A 20,212-nucleotide genomic window follows, 5' to 3' on the forward strand; every position below is an offset into this window, starting at 1 on the left:
TGGGGGTTAAACGCAGATTAGAGCAGATTTTATTCGCGGATTTTCGCAGATTTAACAGTATTCCACCCACATTAGAGTGGGCGTATCGATCATTGTGTGATGAATCGAAATCAACTCACCTACGAGATACGTGGCGCAGCCTTTGCCGTACACCGTGCACTCGGCCCCGGACTACTCGAATCAGCCTACGAAAAGTGCCTGATCTACGAACTGCGCAAGCGCGGCTACCTGGTCAAGTCACAGGTATCTCTACCCATCGTCTACGACAACCAAAAAATCGACGTGGGCTACCGCATTGATCTGCTGGTTGAAAACGAGATCATCGTAGAACTCAAATCGGTGGAAGAGTTAGCGCCCGTGCACACCGCTCAACTACTGACCTACCTGAAACTCGCCGGCAAACCGCTTGGCCTACTGATGAACTTCAACGTAGCCAATATGCAGCACGGTATCAAGCGGTACATACTCGAAACTGCCCTAGGCTCCCGCAAGGATCAATAGCCATAAAATCACCCCATAATTTCGGGAACCAAATTGGCGTCAGCCAATCGCAGTTCAAAAATCCGCGAAAATCTGCGAAACGAATCCGCGCGCAATCTGCGTTAAGCCCCCTCCGCGCAATCTGCGTAAAAAAACTACACCACATTAATCTCCCCCGCCTTAAACATCTCCCCCACTTTCTCGTAGGTCCCGTCTTCCAGCTTGCTCCGCACGGCCTTGAAGGCATCAAGGGTCTCCTGAATATCGGTCTCCGTATGCTCGGCGGTAGGGATGAGGCGCAGGATCAGCTGTCCCTTCGGAATGACCGGCGGCAGCACGACCGAGCAAAAGATGCCGTACGTCTCGCGCAAATCGTAGATCAGGGCACCGGCCTCGTAGGTACTTCCCTTTAGGAATACGGGCGTTACGCAGGCACCGGTATTGCCGATGTCGAAACCGGCTTCCCGCAGGCCATTTTGCAGGTGGTGAACGTTCTTCCACAGCTTTTCCCGCAGTTCGGGTTGCTCGCGCAGCAGCTTGAGGCGGACCAGCGCGCCCTTCACCATCGGCATACAGAGGCTCTTGGCAAAGACCTGGCTGCGCAGGTTGTAGCGCATGAATTCGATGATGTCGCGGTCGGCACTCACGAAGGCACCGAAGCCCGACATGGCCTTGGCGAAGGTGCTGAAGTACACATCGATCTGGTCCTGTACGCCCTGCTCTTCTCCGGCACCGGCGCCCGTGGCGCCCATCGTACCGAAACCGTGGGCGTCGTCGACCAGCAGGCGGAAACCGTACTTCTCCTTGTATGCACAGATCTCCTTTAGGATGCCCTGCTCGCCGCGCATACCGAATACTCCCTCGGTGATCACGAGGATACCGGAATTCCGCTTTTCAGCCTCCTTTTTCGCCTGTTCCATACGGACCAGGAAGTGGTCGATGTCGTTGTGCGTAAAGGCAAATTTGGGGCCCTGGTGCATCCGGATACCGTCCATGATGCAGGCGTGGTCGTCGCGGTCGTACACCACCACATCGTGGCGCGTTAGGCAGGCATCGACGATCGACATAATCCCCTGATAACCAAAGTTCAGCAGCAATGCGGCCTCCTTCTGGGTGAACTCCGCAAGTTCTTCCTCTAACTGGATGTGGGCATCCGTCTCTCCGCTCATGATGCGGGCACCCATGGGATAGGCCAGGCCGTATTCGGCGGCGGACTCAGCATCGGCCTTGCGCACTTCGGGGTGGTTGGTGATGCCCAGGTAGGAGTTGATGCTCCAGATGATGCATTCCTTACCGCGGAACGTCATGCGGGGACCGAGCTCCCCCTCCAGCTTAGGAAAGGAAAAGTAGCCGTGGGCCACATCCTGGTACTGACCGAGCGGCCCTTTGGATTCGCGAAACTTGTCGAAGAGGTCTTTCATGGTAAGAATTTCGGGGGGCAAAGATACAAAGTTCCGGTTTTACGAAAACATTCAGTCCTGGGCGGCGGGGCGCAGGAGCAAGGCGGACCCAACTAGCTAAACTGAATCCGCGAAAATCCGCGAAACCAATCCGCGCGCAATCCGCGGTGAACAACCACGCCAATTAACGAAGCCGCATCCCAATTACTATGATGAGTACCCAATTCACTTAAAGGATAATATCACATCTCTTAAAATTCGATATATACCCACTAAGGCACACCAATACCCGTTTAAAAAATTATGCGCGTTCGACCTTTCCATCGACCCACATACCTCAACTCAAATAAGCCCCCATGTTCCAGAATCCACTTTCTTTTAAAGGTCGTATCCGCCGCCTTGAGTACGGACTTACTATGGTGATCTACCTATGCATGGAAATTGTCATCGTTATCGCCGACGATATACTCGAAATGCCCGGACTTATAATTATGCCCTATATCGGAATTTTCTATTTTGGATGTTCCCAGGGAGCCAAACGCTGCCACGACCTCGGAAAGAGCGGATGGTGGCAAATTGTCCCCCTCTATAGTCTTTGGATGCTTTTCCAGGATGGCGAGCCCGGAACCAACGATTACGGTCGCAACCCCAAGGAGTCGAACTTCCGGCAAGATGACCGTACCGTGCTGGACTACAAGGATTTCGTCTAGTAGTGTGCATCCGGTGATATTGCAATAACTACAGTTCCGATGTGCCCAATATCCCCCCCGATCTTCACCCTGTCCCTGGCATGTGGTTCGTACAGGTATTTATTGGTACTGGAATAATACTTGATAAGTGCTTCAGAACATCCGCGAAGACAATCCGCGCACAATCTGCGGTACATGACATACCGTGCCTCACTCCACCACCAAAAAGGTTCCCGTGTACCGCTCGATCGCCCCGTCTAAAAATGCCACCTCCGCTACGTAGACGTAGGTGCCTGAGGGTACGGCCCGACCACCCACGGTACCGTCCCACCCACTAGACTCCTCGTTCACGATCAGGTCCGTGCCGGCAAACACTTCTCCACCCCAACGGTCGTAAATCCGCAAGCTCGGTACGAACTGCACATTGGGCACCTTTCCGTATACCGCGAAGTGATCGTTGTGGCCATCCTCGTTCGGAGAGATCGCATTAGGGATGTAGACCAACCGTTCGGGCCTCACCAGTACGAGCAGCGAATCACTGGCTACGCAACCGTCGTCGGAAGTAGCGACGAGGCCCAGCGTAAGGGTTCGCGTGGGGAGGATTTCCACGACCGGACAAAGGGTATCGCAATCAACTAAGCCCTCCGGCGTCCAAACATAACCGACGATCGGCTGGGTACCACTGACCGTAATTTCCACGGTTTCCCCGAGTATGATGTTGTGATCCGAACCCAAGTCCACGGTAAAGGGAGAGGGGCTGCGCAGCTGCAGCGAGTCCGCTGTCGTGCAGCCGTGACGATCTTCAAGAAGGTAGGCGTACGAGCCTTCCCCGAGAGAGTCGGTGGGGACACCAAGATTCGCCGGTCGCCCATCAAAAGTATAGCGAAAGGGCGAGCGGCCGCCGCGGATGCTGTCGAGCGTTACCCGGCCGTCGGTGGTGTAAGAGCAACTGGGATCGGTGACCGTAAAGTTGCCGGTAAGGCCGGGGTCGGCAACCACCGTCAGCTCCAGCCGGACGATGCTGTCGCAACCCAGGGAAGAGATCAGGCTGTCGACGTACGTTCCGCTACTGCCGTACACGGAGGTTCCGACCGTAAATGTCAGCCCGTTGCAGATGGTGTCGACTACGGTATAGCGCTTCGGCACCACGTTCACCACTTTGGTGTTGGATACGATGCGACACTTGCGGCTGCTGAGGTTGCCCGGACTGTTGGCCAGCAGGTAACGGTAGTGGTAAATGCCGCTACTCAGTTCCCGGTGCTGGTAGGTGGTGGCATTTTCGCCCGGTAGGTCGGCCCAGGTAGCGCCGCCGTCAAAGCTCCGTTGCCACTGAACCGCGGGGGTGGAGAACTGGTCTCCGTTGATGGTTGCGTTTAGTCCGATGGGATTGCCGTCTTCACAAATGTTGGCTACCGCCAGGGGCAGGATGAGCGCTTCGGGACCACAGGCACGAAAGCTGATGTTGTCGAGGGCTAAGTCATTGCCCATTCCACCGGGGGCGTTGTTGCGTAGCGCCAGCGTTACGGAGGTCTGACCGGGTACGGTGGTAAAGGTAAAGCCGTAGGTATTCCACTTATCGTCTTCCGGGATGTTGCCGGTAGTGAAGTACTCCTGCCCATCGATGAGGAAGGAAACATTGGGCAGAATGTTGTTGCTGCCCCGCCGGAGGATGTTGCTGATGTCGGCCGAGAACTGGTAAAGGGTATTTTCGCAGAGGCTGTCGACCACCTGCTCGTAAAAAAGCCCGGGCTGAAAGCTCGCATTCACGATCATCATGTACCCATTGGGGTCGCTGCTGTTGTCGCCGAAGCGCCGCCAGGTACCGAACGACTGTTCCCACCGGGCCATGTCGTTGGTGATGGTGTAGAAGCCATCATTCGGTGGTGGAGTGGTCTGGTACACGAAACCCGGAGCGATGCCCGGGTCCGTTGCCAGGATGTTATCGGAGCCGCTGCCGAAGTCGCCGTCCGTAAAAATATTCTCGCCCAAATTCCCGACGCACTGCTGGGCCGATAGCACCGGACCGACGGTAAGGGATATGAGTAGGATAAGAAGGGCGCGCATGTCGATGGAAGTCGGTAAGTCAGCGGCTAAGGTAGGTTTTCTACTCCCTAGTACCTGATGAACTACCGGGATGCGGACGGTGTGGACATGAACGCACTGTTGTCGCCACAATGGATTTGAGCCTGTCGGGTACTACTGCGAGGAAAAATTCGTTCTCGGAACGACATATTTGGTCGTCAACTCACTTTACACCCCCCTTCATCTAGTGCCTTATGCAGTCTGATGACGGGACCATCGCTTACCACCCCTCTGCTATTTCCCAAAAGGGCATAGGGCCACTGGCTCTACTTCGATCTGCTCGGTTGCACCGTACGGGCCGGCAGGTAAGCATAGGTTTTTCTAAGCAACACCATGAAAAATATACCTTGGCGATACATTTTTGGCCTCCTCATCCTGTGGTCATGCAGCGCACGAGCGCAGGACACAACGGGCATCATCACCGTTCCCCACACCGATAGCATATACAACAGCATGCTGGATCCCGATGGGGATGGATACATCACCGAGTCCGGCACGGAATTTACGAGCGGAACCACCGAACGAGCTGAATTTGAGGTGATCCCGACCAGCGTTTCCGGTTGGTTCGAGGTGCCGGATTACGGGGAGGTCGACTCGGACATCACCCCCAACTGCGGAAACCCTGACCTTATCCAGGATGCCGACGGAGGAGACTTCGCCTTCTACAATATCATAGACCCCACCCCGGCCACTCCCGCCAACGGGGACGAATACATTCTCTTTCGCTTTCGGCTGGCACAGCCGCCCAACGGCAACTTCGGCTATAACTTTCTCGTGGACACCGACGGAGCCTTCGGCGCGGGCAGCGATCCCAACGCGACCTGCGGCAATGCCGGTTTCGAGCGGGAGGTGCAGTTCGCCAATGCCGGTGGGAAGTCGGGGGTGAGCGTTTACAATGTAGATGGGACGACCACCTTTACTAGCACGCTCTGTAGCAGCTGCATCAAGGTCGATGACGTGCAGCAGGCCCGTGCGGCCTCCTCGGGTAATTGCGGCAAGCCCGATCCCCAGTTTATCACCGTTCCCCTGCCCCTTTCCTACCTGGGCATATCCTCCGACATTAACCCGGCCACCCTATACATCATGGTAGCTACGGCTAGTTCGGGAAACGCCATCAGCGTACTCGGTGGGGGGAATGTGACGGACCTGGGTGCACTTAATGCCAAGACCGATGATTGCGGCTGTGCGGCACAGTCGGGCTGCGGTGAGTTTGATTGCCAGTCGAACTGTCTCAACTCCAACTTCGTGAGCCTACCCATCTCCTTCACCTATTTCACTGCGGAATCCGCGGCCTCCGGCATCGGATTACGGTGGAAGACGGAGAGCGAAGTAGCGAACGGTGACCTCCAGCTGGAACACAGTACTGATGGCATTTCCTTCACCCCCCTGGGCTTTATCTACGGCAAAGGTGCTACCCCGACCGCCGGATACAATTTCGTACACCGCAGGCCCACGGTAGGCACAAACTACTACCGCCTGAAACAGGTCGACTACGACGGTTTTCACCGGTTCAGCACAATCAGAGCGGTTCAGTTCGGGGAGTCTACCTCTACTGAGTTTGTGGTTTTTCCCACCATCGTAACGGATGGCCAGTTGCGGCTGAAATTGTTGCGGGGGGATACCGACGCAAGTCTAGCGGTCACCGTAACGGATCACCTGGGCAGGCAGCTTATACGGCAGCAGTTTAGGGGGCAAGACTTGGTACACCTGCCGGTTGGTACGCTACCCCCCGGACCTTATCTGATCCAGCTGAATGATGGACGCACCGTCAGTACCGAACGGTTTGTAAAACGGTGATCCCACAACATTTTTTGGTAGATAGCCTAACATCCTGTCGGGCGAGGAATTCCGGATGTGCGGTGTGCACTCACCCCTGTTGGGATCCTTCATTATTTTTTGCCGGGTACTATCCGCCGACTTTCCCCGTTTAAACGCATACTGATCGTAGACTACTGATCCGATGTTTCGGACATTCACCTTGTGTGTAAGTCTTTACCCGATCTCCTCCATTTGCCTAGCAGAATCTTTCCCGAACAGCGCCTTCACCGGAGTCCCTCCTAAGGGACTGCCTAATCAAGGGACGCTTATGCCTTCAGTCAACCACCTCGGATTGCCTGACGTCGCTTCTGGATTGCACCTTCGAAATAAGTGCGGGATTTTTAATCATGCAAACGCTACTTCTGTCATGTGGCAGGGATAGCTGACCCGTACAATCCCAGAACGTGAAAAACACACTTGCTCCGGCAATCCTTCTATCGCTATGCTGTTGCTCGGAGAGCGGCTTCTCCCAGTGCACGCCTGGCATCATCAACACCGGTCACACCAGCGCGATCTACAACGCCATGCTGGATCCGGATAGCGATGGCTACATCACCGAAAGCGGGGACACCTTTACTAGCGGCACCACCGAACTGGCGGAATTTGAGATCATCCCCAATAGTGTGACCGGCTGGATCTCAATCATCGACATCGACGAAGTAGGATCCGATGTCACGCCCAGCTGTGGTAACTCCGACCTGATTCAGGACGATGACGGGGGTGATTTCGCCTACTACAACATCATCGATTCCACTCCCGTCGCGCCCACCAGCGGCGATGAGTATATCCTGTTCCGGTTTCGCCTGGCCAAATCGCCCCAGGGAAACTTTGGCTACAACTTTCTGGTCGATACGGACGCCTCCTACGGCGCGGGCATCGACACCAACAGCGTCTGCGGAAACAACGGATTTGAACGGGAAGTGCAGTACGCGAACAAAGGAGGTAAGGTGGGCGTCAGTGTCTACGACGTCGATGGCAGCATCACACTCGGGACTGCCAGCTGTGCGCAGTGCGTCAGCAACCTCGACGTGCAGGAGGCTTGTGCGGCTTCGTCCGGCAATTGCGGTACCTCCGACCCGGAACTGATCACCTTTCCCCTGCTCCTGTCTACCATCGGCATCGCATCCGACGTCGATCCCTTCGATCTGTTTATCTCCGTGGCTACCGCAAGCTCGGGAAATGGCACCAGCGTACTTGGTGGGGGCAACGTGACTGACTTGGGAGCACTTGATAATTCGAGCTCCAGTTGTACCGGTTGCGATACCCTGGCCGCCTGTGAGAAGTACGACTGCCAGCTATCCTGTATCAACGCAAGCTTCATCATGCTGCCGGTCACCTTCAGCTACTTTACGGCCACTAACTCAGGCGGCAACGTACAACTGCGCTGGGGGACCAGCATGGAAGCCAGCAACGACTACTTTGACGTCGAGCACAGCACCAATGGCGTCAACTTTATCCTCGAAGGCCGAATCTACGGACAAGGGTACAGCAACTGGACCAACAACTACGACTTCGCGCACACCACGCCAGCGGACGGCATCAATTACTACCGGCTCCGGCAGGTCGACTTCGATGGTGCCTACCGGTACAGCACCATACTGGTCGTCCGGACCGGCCCGTCCGAGGAAGTAGGGTTCGTCATCGTTCCCACCGTGGCCACCGACAACTATATCCGACTGGAGCTGCTCGGGCCGCAGCGTCACCCCACCCTTACGCTGACCATCTTCGACGCCGTTGGCAACCGGGTGGCGAATCAAACCCATCCGTTCGGCAACTCCGTACGGATCGACATCATCAGCTTACGACCGGGCACCTACTTCGTACGGCTCCGCACCGGCGAAACCGTGCGTACCCAGCGTTTCGTAAAACCATACCTATAGGAGCAGGCGGGGACGCAGGTGCGGAGAAAGATTGGAAAAGCGGTCCCCGATGGGTTAGCTTACGAACTTAATCCGTCACACAAGATACCCCATGCTCCGCCCCTACATCCTCGCCGAAACGAACTGGAAACACCTCAAGGACGCCACCGTCGATCTGGCCATTCTGCCGTGGGGAGCTACGGAAGCACACAACTACCACTTACCCTACGGTACGGACAACATAGAAGCGAACGGCATCGCCGAAGAGGCCGCCCGCCTCGCCTGGGAACGGGGAGCGAAGGTCATGGTCCTCCCAACCATACCATTCGGTATTAATACGGGACAGACGGATATCTTCCTCGACATTAACCTGAATCCGACGACCCAGCTGGCGATCCTGCGTGACGTGGCCGAAACCCTCAACCGCCAGGGCGTCAAAAAGCTTCTGGTATTTAACAGCCACGGCGGCAACAGCTTCAAGGTGTTACTGAAGGAGTTGGGGCTCGAATACCCGGAGATGTTCTTCTGTACCTCCGACTGGTTCCGCGCCCTCGACAAGACCCGGTATTTTGAAGAAGCCGGTGACCACGCCGATGAGATGGAAACCAGCCTGGTCATGTACCTCCGCCCCGAACTCGTGCTTCCCCTTGCGGAGGCCGGATCCGGAGCCGAGAAAAAGCACCGGATCAAAGCATTCGCCGAAGGGTGGGTTGCCCACGAGCGCCGGTGGTCGCAGGTTTCGGAAGACACCGGTATTGGTGATCCCAGCAAATCGAGCCCCGAAAAGGGGGAACGGTACTTCCGCGACGTGACCGCCAAATTTGCGGATCTGTTCATCGAATTGGCGGAAATGGACGTAGACAATATGTACGGGTAAGCTGCCGGCGACCGGCCCTTACCCGACGGTAAACCGACCCCTTCTCCGTCGCTATTCGTGCAATGACCATTCATCCGTCGAGGGTCCCGTTGTCGAAGTCGGAGCACACCACTTCGGTATTAATCCTCTGCGGCGGGTCCGCCCCACGGTGTACCTTTCCTGCTTAATCCGAACCGATTACATGCCTATTTCCCTGCGCCCCGCCACCGCCGCCGACGTACCCGCCATTGCCGCCCTCCACGCCCGCAGCTGGCGGGAAAATTACGCGGGAGAAATGTCGGCCACTTACCTAAAGGAGGAGGCAGCAGCCGAGCGACTCGCCGAATGGCACCGCCGCTTCGCCGAAGAGACAGACCGTATGCGGGTAATCCTGGCCGAGGGAGACGGAGCATTACTGGGCTTCTGCTGCGTCATGCTCGATCACAGTGCAGCGGACGGCTCCCTGCTCGACAATCTCCACGTACGCGCGGACCAGCAGGGAACGGGACTGGGAAAACGGTTGATGCGGGCCGGTGCCGCATGCGTGCGGCAGGAAAGTGACTCCGACCGCTTGTACCTCTGGGTGCTTGCCGGTAACACCCGCGCCAGGGAGGTATACCACCGGCTGGGTGGCCGGACGGGCCGGACGGAGCAGCACCGTATGCCGGGAACGGAGGCACCAGGAGCGACCGCGATCAGTGTACACTTCAGCGTTGCCGACCTATTAGCCTAGCTTTTACGGTAACATACTGCACCCGCGTCCCCGCCCGAACACCCCCGAATCTGGTCTGGTTATTGAGTACACAACTTATGCAGCCATGGCAAAGAATCACGGTCCCAGCATCAAGGATAACGAGAAGTACGAGGCCCTTCGCGACGAAGGAATGAGCAAGCAAAAAGCCGCCCGCATCGCCAATACGCCCGATGCAAGTGAAAAGGGCGGGCGCGCCTCCAACTACGAAGACCGCACGAAGAAAGAGCTTTATGACGCAGCCAAGCGCATCGGCATCGCGGGCCGCTCGAAGATGAGCAAAGCCGAATTGATCGACGCCCTCCGGAACAACTGAAGCGGCCCGTTCCCCGCCCCCGTGTAATAATCTAAAGCGCAGGGCGTTTAGCCATTACTGCATTATAGCAGTGCTGCATAAAAACGCGGCTGATCGGACCCCTAAGGCGAATAATTTGTCTTGGTTCTCCCCGATAGACCCGCTCCTGCACCCTGCTCTATACTATCCGATCTCGTTATACCCCATCTATTGATGAAAGTCTACCTGTTGTTTATTTCCCTGTTGCTGCCATTTTTGGTAGCCGGACAGGACGCAATCCCCTACCACCTCGACATCCTGGACCTGCAACCCGGCGATCAGGACGTTGCTATTCTCGAGATGGCGCCGGTCGGCAATAAGCTGTACTGGGCCGCGGAGGGCGACGTCAACTACATCACCAACGGCTCGGTAGAGTCGACCATCAGCTTCCGGGGCGGCCTGGGGTTGCGCGATGGACTACTACCCCTCGGAAACATTGGGAGCATCTACTACTTCCACTACCAGTCGGGTAGCCGGGGCTACAATGCCCTCATCGACGCGCGACTGCCCATCCCGCGTCTGCTCGAACTGCCCCTGCTCGAAGACAAAAAGTTTACCCACACCACCCCGGTAATGGCCGACGGAAAGCTCTACGCCGTTCGGGAAAAACGAACCACGGATACCGACCAACTGATCCTGCAACTCATAGAAACCGATCTGGCGGACGAAACCAGCCGCATCGTAGTGGCCGACACGGTTACGGGACAGGCGAACTACCCCTCCGTCTCCGACCCAGTTGCTGACGGGTCGCTGGTGTACTTCAGTCGCCCGCAGGGCGGCGGCTTCGGTCCGGCAACCTATAACGGATCCACTGAAGTGACTAACGATTTGGGTGTCCTCGACGCTACGGCATCGCTGGATTACGAGCGCGTAGGCGACTACACGCTGGCGCGCTTCACCGGTAGTGGCGGAACGGAGCAGACCTACTTTATCGACGCATCCGGCATTGGTCCTCAGGTGGGGGTAGCCGTCAGTCGAAACCAATCGGTGGACGTCACCGACGCACTACTGGGCATCGGTACCACCGGCACCCTGTACGCGATAAACTACCTTACCGGCGATGCAACCGCCCTCGTTGCCCTGGGGGAAGCGACCGACGACCGCAGGTTGTTCAAGATCGGAGAAACGGAGGCTATTTACTTCCGTCGCGCTACTTCCGGAGAATGGGTTCTCGGCCGCACCGACGGCACAACAGCCGGCACCCGGGATGTGGTGACCGTACCCGAAATGGCCGACTCCGGCCCGAAGCAGATCGTCCGACTGGGCGATTACGTAGCCTTCATTTCGCCCTTTAGTCCGCTTTACCTGTACGATTCCCGCTCGGATGACCTGCAGGAAGTGGCCGCCGGCTTCGAGCTGGAAGGTCCCCACCTGCCGCTGGCCGCCGTATCCGACCGGCTGTACTTCGCCGCCATCGATCCCGTACTCGGACAGGAAATACACTACATCACGGTGGAGGAGCAGCGTACCCTTGCGGGTTCCGCCTTCCGCGACAACAACGGCAACGGTACCCGCGACGGCGATGAGCCCGGCCTGGCCAATCTGCTCGTCCGCATCGAAGGCACCGGAGAGGAATGGGTCTATACCGACGAAGACGGAAACTTCTCCCTCGCCGTCGAGAACGGAAATACGTACCGGGTGACTTCCACCACCCCCGATTGCTACCTCCAGACTACCGCCACCGATACCTTCACGCTTACCTACCCCGAGGATCAGCATGCGGAAGTAGCCTTCGGCCTGCAACTTCAGGACGGCGCGGCCGACCTAAACGTGTACCTCAGCGCCGGCCGCGTACGCTGCAACACCAAAGTACCCTTCTGGCTTACGGTGCGCAACGACGGTTGTCTGCCGGTGAAGGGAACGACTTCCGTCACCCTACCCGATAACGTCACCTTCGTGTCGGCTTCCCGCGGTACGGTCAGCCAGGAAGGAAACGTATACACCCTGACCTTCGATACCCTTCACCCCGGCGAACTCTACCACAACGTGCTGGAGCTGAAGATGCCGGACGAAACCTTCGCCGGCGACCCCATCGATATTACCGCGAATGCGGTAGGCAATACCGCAAGCGAAGGTGCCGTCACGAGCACACTGGCCTACTCGACCGAACTGCGCTGCGCCGTCGACCCCAACGACAAACAGGTATGGCCCTTCCGCCCGGATGCCAGCAACAGCAACTATACCCAGCGCGACGAGACCCTCCGCTATACCATCCGCTTCCAGAACAACGGCAACGATACCGCCTTCGCCGTCCGCATCGAAGATAAGCTATCCGCCCACCTCGACCTGAACTCCTTCACGCGCATCGACGGCAGCCACCCCTACACCACCCACATGGCGGAGGGCGGCTACCTGACCTTCGACTTCGGCGACATTGAACTGCCCGACAGCACCACCAATCCGGAGGGCAGCCAGGGATTCGTCACCTTCGAAATCCGGCCCGACAGCCTGCTGGCCGACTTCACCCGCATCGAGAACAAGGCAGCCATCTACTTTGATTTCAACCGGCCCGTGATCACCAATACCGTGGTGTCCACCATCGTGAAAGACCTGGACCGCGACCGCGACGGATTCTACTTTTATGAAGACTGCAACGACGACGACCCGACTATCTACCCCAAAGCCCAGGACATCCAGGGCAACGGAATCGACGAAGACTGCAACGGGATCGACGCCACCACGGCCGTCCGGGAGTTACTGCCGGGAACGCTAACGGTATACCCCAATCCGGCCAATCAGTGGCTCCAGTTGGAGTACTCCGAAACCGAAACCCTCCAGGTAACCCTCATCGACGCCACCGGACGCCAGTTGCTACAACAGGAACTGACCGCCGGCAAGCTGCGCCTGAACGTAAGTGACTACCCCAACGGCGTATACGTACTACGGATTCACGACCGCAACGCAGCCGTTACGGTTGCCCGCCGCGTCGTGCTGGGTAGCCGGTAGCGTTTACCAACTGTGGTGTAAGCTCACCTGAAGCTGGTCCTTGCCCCGGTCGCCCGTTGTCTGGCGCATCCACCCCAGTTGGGTACGCAGGTTGTCGCGCAGGCCATAGCCAACGCCCAGATAGGTACGGTTGCGGTCGAAGAACTGTACGCTGCGGCCACCGCCGATATCGCGCTGCCCGTTAATGAACAGTTCGTTGTAGAGCGCCAGATACGCCGTGCCGCGACCGAGTTCGGTATCGTTCAGCGGTACGTTCAGAAATAGGTTGTAACGGTAACGGGTCCGCAGGTCCTGCCCCTCTACCCAACGTTGTTCGTAGCGCAGGCGGTGGGTGAGCAGGAAGCGTCCGCCGATCCGCTGCGGAAACAGCGCCTCCTGGTACACGCGGCTTTCTCCGGTATTCACGTCGCTATCCCCCTGGGTGCCGGTCGTGATGTTAGCGTATCCCAGCGTAAAGGTGATACCGGCATCCGTGGGGGCATACGTTATCCCCGACCGCAGGAGCAGCTGCTCCAGATCGCCCCCCAGATTGAAGTTACGGTACTGCGCGTCCCCCTGAATGCCCCACTGACTATCCTCCCCAAAGGAATGATTGTAAAAGTACATATACCAGGCACCCAGCTGATCATCATTCTGCGCCGACAACGGTAGGACAAACAGCAGGGGCAATACGGTCAAAAGAAAACGCGACATAAAAGGGATTTTTGCCCAAAACGCAGAACCCCCCCGATGGTTTCCTCCTCCACCCCATCAGCCTCAGCAAAGTCCCCCATTTTCCCGAACTTCCCCCCTCAATCCTCCCTCCCCCTCAATCCCTCAATCCTTCCCCCCTCAATCCCTCCTCCCCTCAACCCTTCACCCCCTCCCCCCCATGACCTGGACCCACGCCAACAACAAACTCCACCGCGACTTCGAATTCGCCGACTTCCGCCAGGCCTTCGCCTTCATGACCGAAGTGGCCTTCGCCGCCGAGAAAATGAACCACCACCCCGAGTGGCGCAACGTCTATAACAAGGTTTCCATCGAGCTTACAAGCCACGACGCCGGCAACACGGTCACGGAGCGGGACGAAAAGCTGGCCGCTGCCATCGATCGTATCTTTGCGCGCTATGCGTAACCGTCTTGTTTCTCTGTTGCTGCTATGCTTCACTTTTGCGGGGACGCAGGTGCAGGCCAAATCGGAATATAGCTACGCCTTCACCCCCGAAGCCAGTGCTGTTTACCAGGACATCATGCGGCTGGAGCTCGATTTGGCCGAAACCGGCATTCGGTCGCTACGGGCTACCGATCCCCGCAATTTGGTTGCCTATCACCTGGAGAGTTACATCGACTTTTTCCGGCTCTACCTCTCCGGCGACGAACGGCTGGACGGACAACTCGCCGAGAGATTCGACCGGCGCATCGTGGCCTTGGAAGGCGGCGACGAAACCTCCCCCTACTACAACTATGCACTGGCCGAAGCCCGCCTGCACCGTAGCCTGACCGACCTGCGGTTCGAGCGACACCTCGCGGCATTTCGGAACCTCAATCGGGCGTACAAGAACCTACGCGACAACGCCGAGCGCTTTCCCGATTTCCTGCCTACTTACAAGGACCTGGGATTGCTACACGCCGCCGTGGGGTCTATTCCGCCACAGTTTAAGTGGGGCGTTGAACTGTTTTCGTCCCTGACGGGCACCATCGCCGGGGGGCGGGCGGAACTCAGGCGCGCGCTACAGGACAAGGACGGCCCATTCTACCTGGAGACCCGGGTACTCAACGCCTTCATGGAGCTTCATCTGGCCGACCGGCCTGACCTGGCGTACCGTTCCATAACCGCGCTCAACCTAAAACCGGCGAAGAACAACTTACACTGCTTCATTCTGGCCAGTGTACTCATGCACAACGATCGCAACGGCGAGGCCCTCGTCCTCCTGGAGCGCCAGCGGCGGGGCGGGACGGAAGCAGATTTTCCTTACCTGGACTTTATGCTCGGCCAGGCGAAGTTGCGTAATCTGAATCCGCAAGCGCGCGCTCACTTCCAGTCCTTTCTGTTACGGTACCCCGGGCGTCATTTCCGCGAGGAAGCTCTACAGAAAATCGCCTGGTCTTACTTACTGGAAGGTAACCTGCCGCGGTACCACCGGGCCATGGCCGAGATCGAAGGCGGCAGCCGGGCGGGCGGCGACGAGAGCGCAGTTCGGGAAGCCGCCGCCGCGCATGCCCCCCACTTAGGATTGCTGCGGGCCAGACTTCTCTTCGACGGGGGGTACTTCCTCCGTGCCAGGGCCGAACTAGACGCGATCAATTTAGCTACCCTGAGCCCCGACGAAAAACTGGAATACCGCTACCGGACCGGTCGGGTGCTGGGCGGACTTAAGGACTACGCCGGTGCCCTCTCCTTCTACGAACACACAATTACGACGGGCCGGAACAATCCGGCTTACTACGCCTGCAACGCCGCCCTCCAGGCCGGACTATTAGAAGAAGAAAGGGCGAATTACACCACCGCCAAAAAGTATTTCCAGACCTGTCTAGAAATCTCCCCCGCGGAATACCGCACCGGCCTGCACATGCTCGCCAAGGCAGGGCTGGACCGACTCAGTGGCAAGTAAAAGGCCAAAATCCGCGAAAAAATCTACGCCTTCCGCGTAATCTGCGGTTAGCGTCTCCCACCAGAGGCCGCTCTACTTAACCCCCCCCACCTAAGCCGTTTTCAACCGCGCATCCGCCACCACACCCGGTTTGGTAAGCAGCTCAGGAGTAAGGCTGGCAAAAGTGTACCCAAGTTCGGTAAAGTGCTTCAGAATGCGGGGCAGGATGGCGCGAACGTTCTCCTCGGCCTTCAGGCTGTCGTGCATGACGACGATGCTGCCGGCCTTGGCATTATCAACCACGTTGTCGTAGCAATCCTCGGGAGTCAGCTCGGGATCGAAATCGCCACTTAGCACATCCCACATCACCACCTCATAATGACGCTGTAAAAACTGTGCCTGACTGGGCTTGAGCCGACCGTAGGGGGGACGGAAGAGGGAAGTCTTCAGTTGAACGGCACAGTGGCGCGCATCGTGGAAGTAGGGGACGTTGTCCGTTTTCCACCCGTCGAGGTGATGCATGGTGTGATTGCCTACCGTATGGCCGGCGTCGATGACTTGTTGCAGTACGGTGGGGTAACGGCGCGCATTGTTGCCAACGCAGAAGAAGGTGGCCTTCGCATCGTACTGAGCGAGCTGCTCCAGTACCCAGGGGGTAAGGTGTGGGATGGGCCCGTCATCAAACGTCAGGTAGATGCTGGGCTGCGGACTTTTTGCCTCCACCCGCCAGTGGAAATTGGGGAAGAGTTTCTGGATAACCCTCGGTGTTTTAATCAGGTACATGGCTTTGGTTTCTTGGGGAAATTGGAATGGAGTGTATGGGGTTGTCCAGGATAAAAACGGAGTGGTACTCAACTAAGCTTGACTACCTTTGCCGGTGGGGTTATGGGGAGACCCGCGTGGTCATATTAGAAACGTTTAAATGGCGAATAATGCTGCTCACCTAATAAAGTTTTCCGTAGCCTTCATTTGCTTAATTACAATGTCATGAGTAACGTAAGAGTCAGATTCGCCCCATCCCCCACCGGCGCACTGCACATCGGCGGTCTGAGAACCGCACTGTACAATTACCTATACGCCCGCAAGCAGGAAGGAACCTTTGTCTTACGCATCGAGGATACCGACCAAAAAAGATACGTTCCGGGGGCAGAAGAATACATTCGGGAAGCGCTGAAATGGGCGGGCATCACCCCGGATGAGGGTCCCGAAATCGGAGGTGATTTTGGCCCCTACCGCCAGAGTGAGCGTCAGGACATTTATCGCAAATACACCCAACACCTCGTTGATTCCGGTCATGCATACTATGCCTTCGATACCGAAGAAGAACTCGATCGGCGCCGGGAAACGGAAAAGGAGCAGGGCAACCACAATTTTCGCTACGACGCCTCCACGCGGGGCGATATGCGCAACGGGATCAGCCTGTCGAAGGAAGAAACCGACGGCTTGATTGACGGGGGTACGCCCTACGTCGTCCGCTTGCGGGTGGACCCCGGTCAAATGATTCACATCCAGGACACCGTACGGGGCGACGTGGCCTTCCGTAGCGAGGAAGTGGACGATAAGGTATTGATGAAGGCCGACGGGCTACCCACCTACCACCTGGCCAACGTAGTCGATGATCACCTCATGAAGATCAGTCACGTCATTCGGGGTGAAGAGTGGCTGCCCAGCACTGCCCTCCACGTACTGCTGTACCGTGCCTTCGGCTGGGAAAAAACCATGCCCGCCTTCGCCCACCTGCCCCTGCTCCTCAAGCCCAACGGCAAGGGCAAACTCAGTAAGCGCGACGGACAGGCGCTCGGTTTTCCCGTATTTCCCCTGGACTGGAACGGAGGAGAAGAAAAATTAACGGGGTTCCGGGAAGCCGGTTTCCTACCCCAGGCAATGACCAATTTCCTGGCCTTCCTGGGCTGGAACCCGGGTACCGAACAGGAAATCTTTTCCCTCACCGAGCTCGTAGAAGCCTTCGATCTTGACCGCATCAACAAGAGCGGCGCACAGTACGATTTCGAAAAGGCCAAATGGTACAACCAGCAGTACCTGATCGGCACCCCGGACGAAGCCCTCGCGCCGGCGGTATCGGAAGTGTTCGCCCGTCACGGTCACGGACTCACCCCAGATAGGGCAACCCGCATCGCGCAGCTGCTCAAGGAGCGCGTGCACACCCTCCCGGAATTTTACGAACAGGGACGGTACTTCTGCGAACGCGTCGGCATCACGGACGAAAAGATGGCCCGCAAGAAGTGGAAACCCGAATTACGCCCCACCTTCGAACAGTTGCGCGAACGGCTGGCCACAGTAAAACATTGGAAAGCCCCCGACATCAAAGCCGCCACCGTAGCCTTCATGGAAGAAACCGGCCTTGGATTCGGAGCGGTCCTCCCTATCCTCCGCCTCGCCGTCAGCGGCACTACCAACGGCCCGGATGCCTTCGCCATCCTGGAGACAATAGGTAAGGAAGAAACACTCGCCCGGCTACCGAAGGGTTTCGATGCAATGGACAAACTGAAAGCATAACCCCCAGTCGGCGGACGATCCTCGTGCCTCGGTCGGCCGACGACGCCCCTCGGTCGGCCGACGACGCCCCTCGGTCGGCCGACGACGCCCCTCGGTCGGCCGACGACGCCCCCTCGTCGGCCGACGACGCCCCCTCGTCGGCCGACGCCAAGTTGTCCGCCGAGTCGGGGCTCCCCACCCGGTCGGCGGGTCATAACTGCCATGTGCGGCAGCCAAATGGTACATGGTACATCGTAAACGGTACATTCTCCTATAGTCGGCGGACGATCCTCGTACCTCGGTCGGCCGACGACGCCCCCTCGTCGGCCGACGCCAAGTCGTCCGCCGAGTCGGGGCTCCCCACCCGGTCGGCGGGTCATAACTGCCACGTGCGGTAGCCAAATGGTACATGGTACATCGTAAACGGTACATTGTCAATCCGCCTTTTCTCTCCTAGTAGTCGGCGGACGAGCCTCGTACCTCGGTCGGCCGACGACTGCCCCGAGCGAAGCGAGTGTGCGCCGGCAAATTTTACATTATAAATTTTCAATTGCCCTTCTCAGTCGGCGGACGAGCCTCGTACCTCAGTCGGCCGACGACCGCCTCGAGCGCAGCGAGTGTGCGCCGGCAAATTTTCAATTTCCAATTTGACATTTCAAATTATCTCATCCCCCGACTACGACACCTCCTTCGGATAACACAAAAAGTACTTCGTAAACACCCGCGGCGTAATCCCAAAATCGCTCACGCTCGACATCGGCACCACTTCACCGTGTTTGACGCTCACCATGATTTCCTCCTTCGTAAGGGTGTAAGCACTATTGGTCTCCTTCCCCTGAATGATGAGGTGGGCCGCGGCCTGGCGGGGAACCTGGGTGCTCTGAGCCAGTGCCCTACGGATGCCGTCGACATATTCCTCGGCAAAGGGTTCGTTGCTGAATTCGAGGCGGAAGAGCCGTCGGTTGACCAGGCCGTGGCTGAGGTAAGAGAGCAGGGGATCGGGATGCTGCTGCCAGGCCTTTACGGCGGTGCTAATGTCGGTGTCGTCGAGGGCGGCAAAGCAGTCGAGCAGGTCGTTGCGACGCTCGTAGAAGTCCGACCGGACGATGCGGTGGTTGAGAAAATATGCTAAGGAGGGTGGCGACCAGGGGGTCTGACCGGCGTCGGCAAGTTCGCGGGCCCGGTGCAGGATCAGACGCAGCATCTGCTCGGCCGCAACGACGGTTTTGTGGAGATAAACCTGCCAGTACATGATCCGCCGGCTGGTCAGAAAGCGCTCGACGCTGTAGATGCCCTTTTGCTCGACCACGAGCCGGTCGTCGACCACGTTGAGCATCTTGATGATGCGGTCGTATCCGATCACGCCCTCGGCCACCCCAGTGAAGTAGCTGTCGCGGTTGAGGTAATCGAGGCGGTCCATGTCGAGCTGCCCGCTTACCAGTTGGTGCAGGAAATGCTTCTTGTACTTACCGGTAAACACGCGAATGGCCAGGTCCAGCCGCCCCCGAAATTCTTCGTTGAGGCGCTGCATGAAGAGAAGACTCAACTCCTCGTGGTGTACGTCGATCAGCGTTTTTTCGAGGGTATGGGAAAAGGGCCCGTGGCCGATGTCGTGCAGTAGAATGGCGATCATGACCGCCTCCGCTTCCCGTTTGTTGATCTTTACCCCCTTGCCCTTCAGGCTGATCACGGCTTGTTGCATCAGGTGCAGGGCGCCCAGCGCATGGTGGAAGCGGGTATGCAGTGCGCCGGGATAGACGTAGTGCGTCAGACTTACCTGCTTGATGTTCCGCAACCGTTGGAAGTATGAATGCTCCACCAGATCGAACAGTATCCCGTAGGGTATACTGATGAACCCGTAAACGGGATCGTTGAGTATCTTCTGTTTTTTCTCCATGTGGGCGGGGCCGCGGGTGCAGTGTATAACC

Annotated in this window: 16 protein-coding genes; 11 read left to right on the top strand and 5 right to left on the bottom strand. The window is 57.6% G+C overall.

The annotated features are described in order from the left end of the window. Positions 1-99 precede the first annotated feature (99 nt). Positions 100-501, top strand: coding sequence for a GxxExxY protein (locus GGR28_RS07050; RefSeq protein WP_183495049.1), 402 nt, complete (start codon positions 100-102; stop codon positions 499-501). Between the two features lie 134 nt (positions 502-635). On the opposite strand, the gene GGR28_RS07055 is transcribed toward GGR28_RS07050, so the two are convergent. Further along, positions 636-1,901, bottom strand: coding sequence for an aminotransferase class I/II-fold pyridoxal phosphate-dependent enzyme (locus GGR28_RS07055; RefSeq protein WP_183495050.1), 1,266 nt, complete (start codon positions 1,899-1,901; stop codon positions 636-638). Positions 1,902-2,236: 335 nt separating this feature from the next. Between GGR28_RS07055 and GGR28_RS07060 the strand changes: the two genes are divergently transcribed. Beyond that, positions 2,237-2,590, top strand: a complete 354-nt coding sequence (locus GGR28_RS07060; RefSeq protein WP_183495051.1) for a DUF805 domain-containing protein — start codon at positions 2,237-2,239, stop codon at positions 2,588-2,590. Between the two features lie 189 nt (positions 2,591-2,779). Here GGR28_RS07060 and GGR28_RS07065 read toward each other — a convergent pair whose 3' ends face one another. Further along, on the bottom strand, positions 2,780-4,633 hold the full coding sequence (locus GGR28_RS07065; RefSeq protein WP_183495052.1) for a gliding motility-associated C-terminal domain-containing protein: 1,854 nt from the start codon (positions 4,631-4,633) through the stop codon (positions 2,780-2,782). Positions 4,634-4,984: 351 nt separating this feature from the next. Here GGR28_RS07065 and GGR28_RS07070 point away from each other — a divergent pair, with 351 nt between their 5' ends. The 6 genes from GGR28_RS07070 (at position 4,985) to GGR28_RS07095 (ending at position 13,215) form a co-directional block, all read left to right on the top strand. Beyond that, positions 4,985-6,448 carry a T9SS type A sorting domain-containing protein gene (locus GGR28_RS07070; protein ID WP_183495053.1) on the top strand — a complete coding sequence of 488 codons (1,464 nt, stop codon included), beginning with the start codon at positions 4,985-4,987 and terminating at the stop codon, positions 6,446-6,448. Between the two features lie 425 nt (positions 6,449-6,873). Continuing rightward, complete coding sequence (locus tag GGR28_RS19310) at positions 6,874-8,349, top strand: T9SS type A sorting domain-containing protein (protein WP_183495054.1); 1,476 nt, start codon at positions 6,874-6,876, stop codon at positions 8,347-8,349. Between the two features lie 91 nt (positions 8,350-8,440). Further along, positions 8,441-9,205 carry a creatininase family protein gene (locus GGR28_RS07080; protein WP_183495055.1) on the top strand — a complete coding sequence of 255 codons (765 nt, stop codon included), beginning with the start codon at positions 8,441-8,443 and terminating at the stop codon, positions 9,203-9,205. 181 nt (positions 9,206-9,386) lie between these two features. Beyond that, on the top strand, positions 9,387-9,917 hold the full coding sequence (locus GGR28_RS07085; protein WP_183495056.1) for a GNAT family N-acetyltransferase: 531 nt from the start codon (positions 9,387-9,389) through the stop codon (positions 9,915-9,917). A gap of 85 nt (positions 9,918-10,002) precedes the next feature. After that, the gene (locus GGR28_RS07090; RefSeq protein ID WP_183495057.1) at positions 10,003-10,251 is read left to right on the top strand and encodes a DUF7218 family protein; all 249 of its coding nucleotides are present in this window, start codon (positions 10,003-10,005) and stop codon (positions 10,249-10,251) included. A 192-nt stretch (positions 10,252-10,443) separates the two neighbouring features. After that, positions 10,444-13,215, top strand: coding sequence for a DUF7619 domain-containing protein (locus GGR28_RS07095; protein ID WP_183495058.1), 2,772 nt, complete (start codon positions 10,444-10,446; stop codon positions 13,213-13,215). 3 nt (positions 13,216-13,218) lie between these two features. Here GGR28_RS07095 and GGR28_RS07100 read toward each other — a convergent pair whose 3' ends face one another. Next, on the bottom strand, positions 13,219-13,908 hold the full coding sequence (locus GGR28_RS07100; RefSeq protein ID WP_183495059.1) for a DUF2490 domain-containing protein: 690 nt from the start codon (positions 13,906-13,908) through the stop codon (positions 13,219-13,221). Positions 13,909-14,026: 118 nt separating this feature from the next. Between GGR28_RS07100 and GGR28_RS07105 the strand changes: the two genes are divergently transcribed. Together GGR28_RS07105 and GGR28_RS07110 are read left to right on the top strand one after the other, a co-directional pair. Continuing rightward, on the top strand, positions 14,027-14,332 hold the full coding sequence (locus GGR28_RS07105; RefSeq protein ID WP_319936713.1) for a 4a-hydroxytetrahydrobiopterin dehydratase: 306 nt from the start codon (positions 14,027-14,029) through the stop codon (positions 14,330-14,332). Then, positions 14,325-15,809 carry a hypothetical protein gene (locus GGR28_RS07110; RefSeq protein WP_183495061.1) on the top strand — a complete coding sequence of 495 codons (1,485 nt, stop codon included), beginning with the start codon at positions 14,325-14,327 and terminating at the stop codon, positions 15,807-15,809. The genes GGR28_RS07105 and GGR28_RS07110 overlap by 8 nt, the downstream gene beginning before the upstream one ends. A 90-nt stretch (positions 15,810-15,899) precedes the next feature. On the opposite strand, the gene GGR28_RS07115 is transcribed toward GGR28_RS07110, so the two are convergent. After that, a complete protein-coding gene (locus GGR28_RS07115) occupies positions 15,900-16,571 on the bottom strand; it encodes a polysaccharide deacetylase family protein (protein WP_183495062.1) in 672 nt (223 codons plus the stop codon). Between the two features lie 204 nt (positions 16,572-16,775). On the opposite strand from GGR28_RS07115, the gene gltX reads away from it, so the two are divergent. Beyond that, positions 16,776-18,305 (top strand): glutamate--tRNA ligase, encoded by a 1,530-nt coding sequence (gene gltX, locus GGR28_RS07120; protein ID WP_183495063.1) that lies wholly within the window; start codon positions 16,776-16,778, stop codon positions 18,303-18,305. 655 nt (positions 18,306-18,960) lie between these two features. Here the strand turns inward: gltX and GGR28_RS07125 are convergent. Further along, positions 18,961-20,181, bottom strand: a complete 1,221-nt coding sequence (locus tag GGR28_RS07125) for an HD domain-containing protein (RefSeq protein ID WP_183495065.1) — start codon at positions 20,179-20,181, stop codon at positions 18,961-18,963. Positions 20,182-20,212 lie beyond the last annotated feature (31 nt).

This window comes from Neolewinella aquimaris, assembly GCF_014197245.1.
Taxonomy (GTDB): domain Bacteria; phylum Bacteroidota; class Bacteroidia; order Chitinophagales; family Saprospiraceae; genus Neolewinella; species Neolewinella aquimaris.

Bases quoted from the DNA above. Each gene is read 5' to 3' on its own strand.
- GGR28_RS07050 (WP_183495049.1), top strand. From the start codon at position 100: ATGAATCGAAATCAACTCACCTACGAGATACGTGGCGCAGCCTTTGCC.
- GGR28_RS07055 (WP_183495050.1), bottom strand. From the start codon at position 1,901: ATGAAAGACCTCTTCGACAAGTTTCGCGAATCCAAAGGGCCGCTCGGT.
- GGR28_RS07060 (WP_183495051.1), top strand. From the start codon at position 2,237: ATGTTCCAGAATCCACTTTCTTTTAAAGGTCGTATCCGCCGCCTTGAG.
- GGR28_RS07065 (WP_183495052.1), bottom strand. From the start codon at position 4,633: ATGCGCGCCCTTCTTATCCTACTCATATCCCTTACCGTCGGTCCGGTG.
- GGR28_RS07070 (WP_183495053.1), top strand. From the start codon at position 4,985: ATGAAAAATATACCTTGGCGATACATTTTTGGCCTCCTCATCCTGTGG.
- GGR28_RS07080 (WP_183495055.1), top strand. From the start codon at position 8,441: ATGCTCCGCCCCTACATCCTCGCCGAAACGAACTGGAAACACCTCAAG.
- GGR28_RS07085 (WP_183495056.1), top strand. From the start codon at position 9,387: ATGCCTATTTCCCTGCGCCCCGCCACCGCCGCCGACGTACCCGCCATT.
- GGR28_RS07090 (WP_183495057.1), top strand. From the start codon at position 10,003: ATGGCAAAGAATCACGGTCCCAGCATCAAGGATAACGAGAAGTACGAG.
- GGR28_RS07095 (WP_183495058.1), top strand. From the start codon at position 10,444: ATGAAAGTCTACCTGTTGTTTATTTCCCTGTTGCTGCCATTTTTGGTA.
- GGR28_RS07100 (WP_183495059.1), bottom strand. From the start codon at position 13,908: ATGTCGCGTTTTCTTTTGACCGTATTGCCCCTGCTGTTTGTCCTACCG.
- GGR28_RS07110 (WP_183495061.1), top strand. From the start codon at position 14,325: ATGCGTAACCGTCTTGTTTCTCTGTTGCTGCTATGCTTCACTTTTGCG.
- GGR28_RS07115 (WP_183495062.1), bottom strand. From the start codon at position 16,571: ATGTACCTGATTAAAACACCGAGGGTTATCCAGAAACTCTTCCCCAAT.
- gltX (WP_183495063.1), top strand. From the start codon at position 16,776: ATGAGTAACGTAAGAGTCAGATTCGCCCCATCCCCCACCGGCGCACTG.
- GGR28_RS07125 (WP_183495065.1), bottom strand. From the start codon at position 20,181: ATGGAGAAAAAACAGAAGATACTCAACGATCCCGTTTACGGGTTCATC.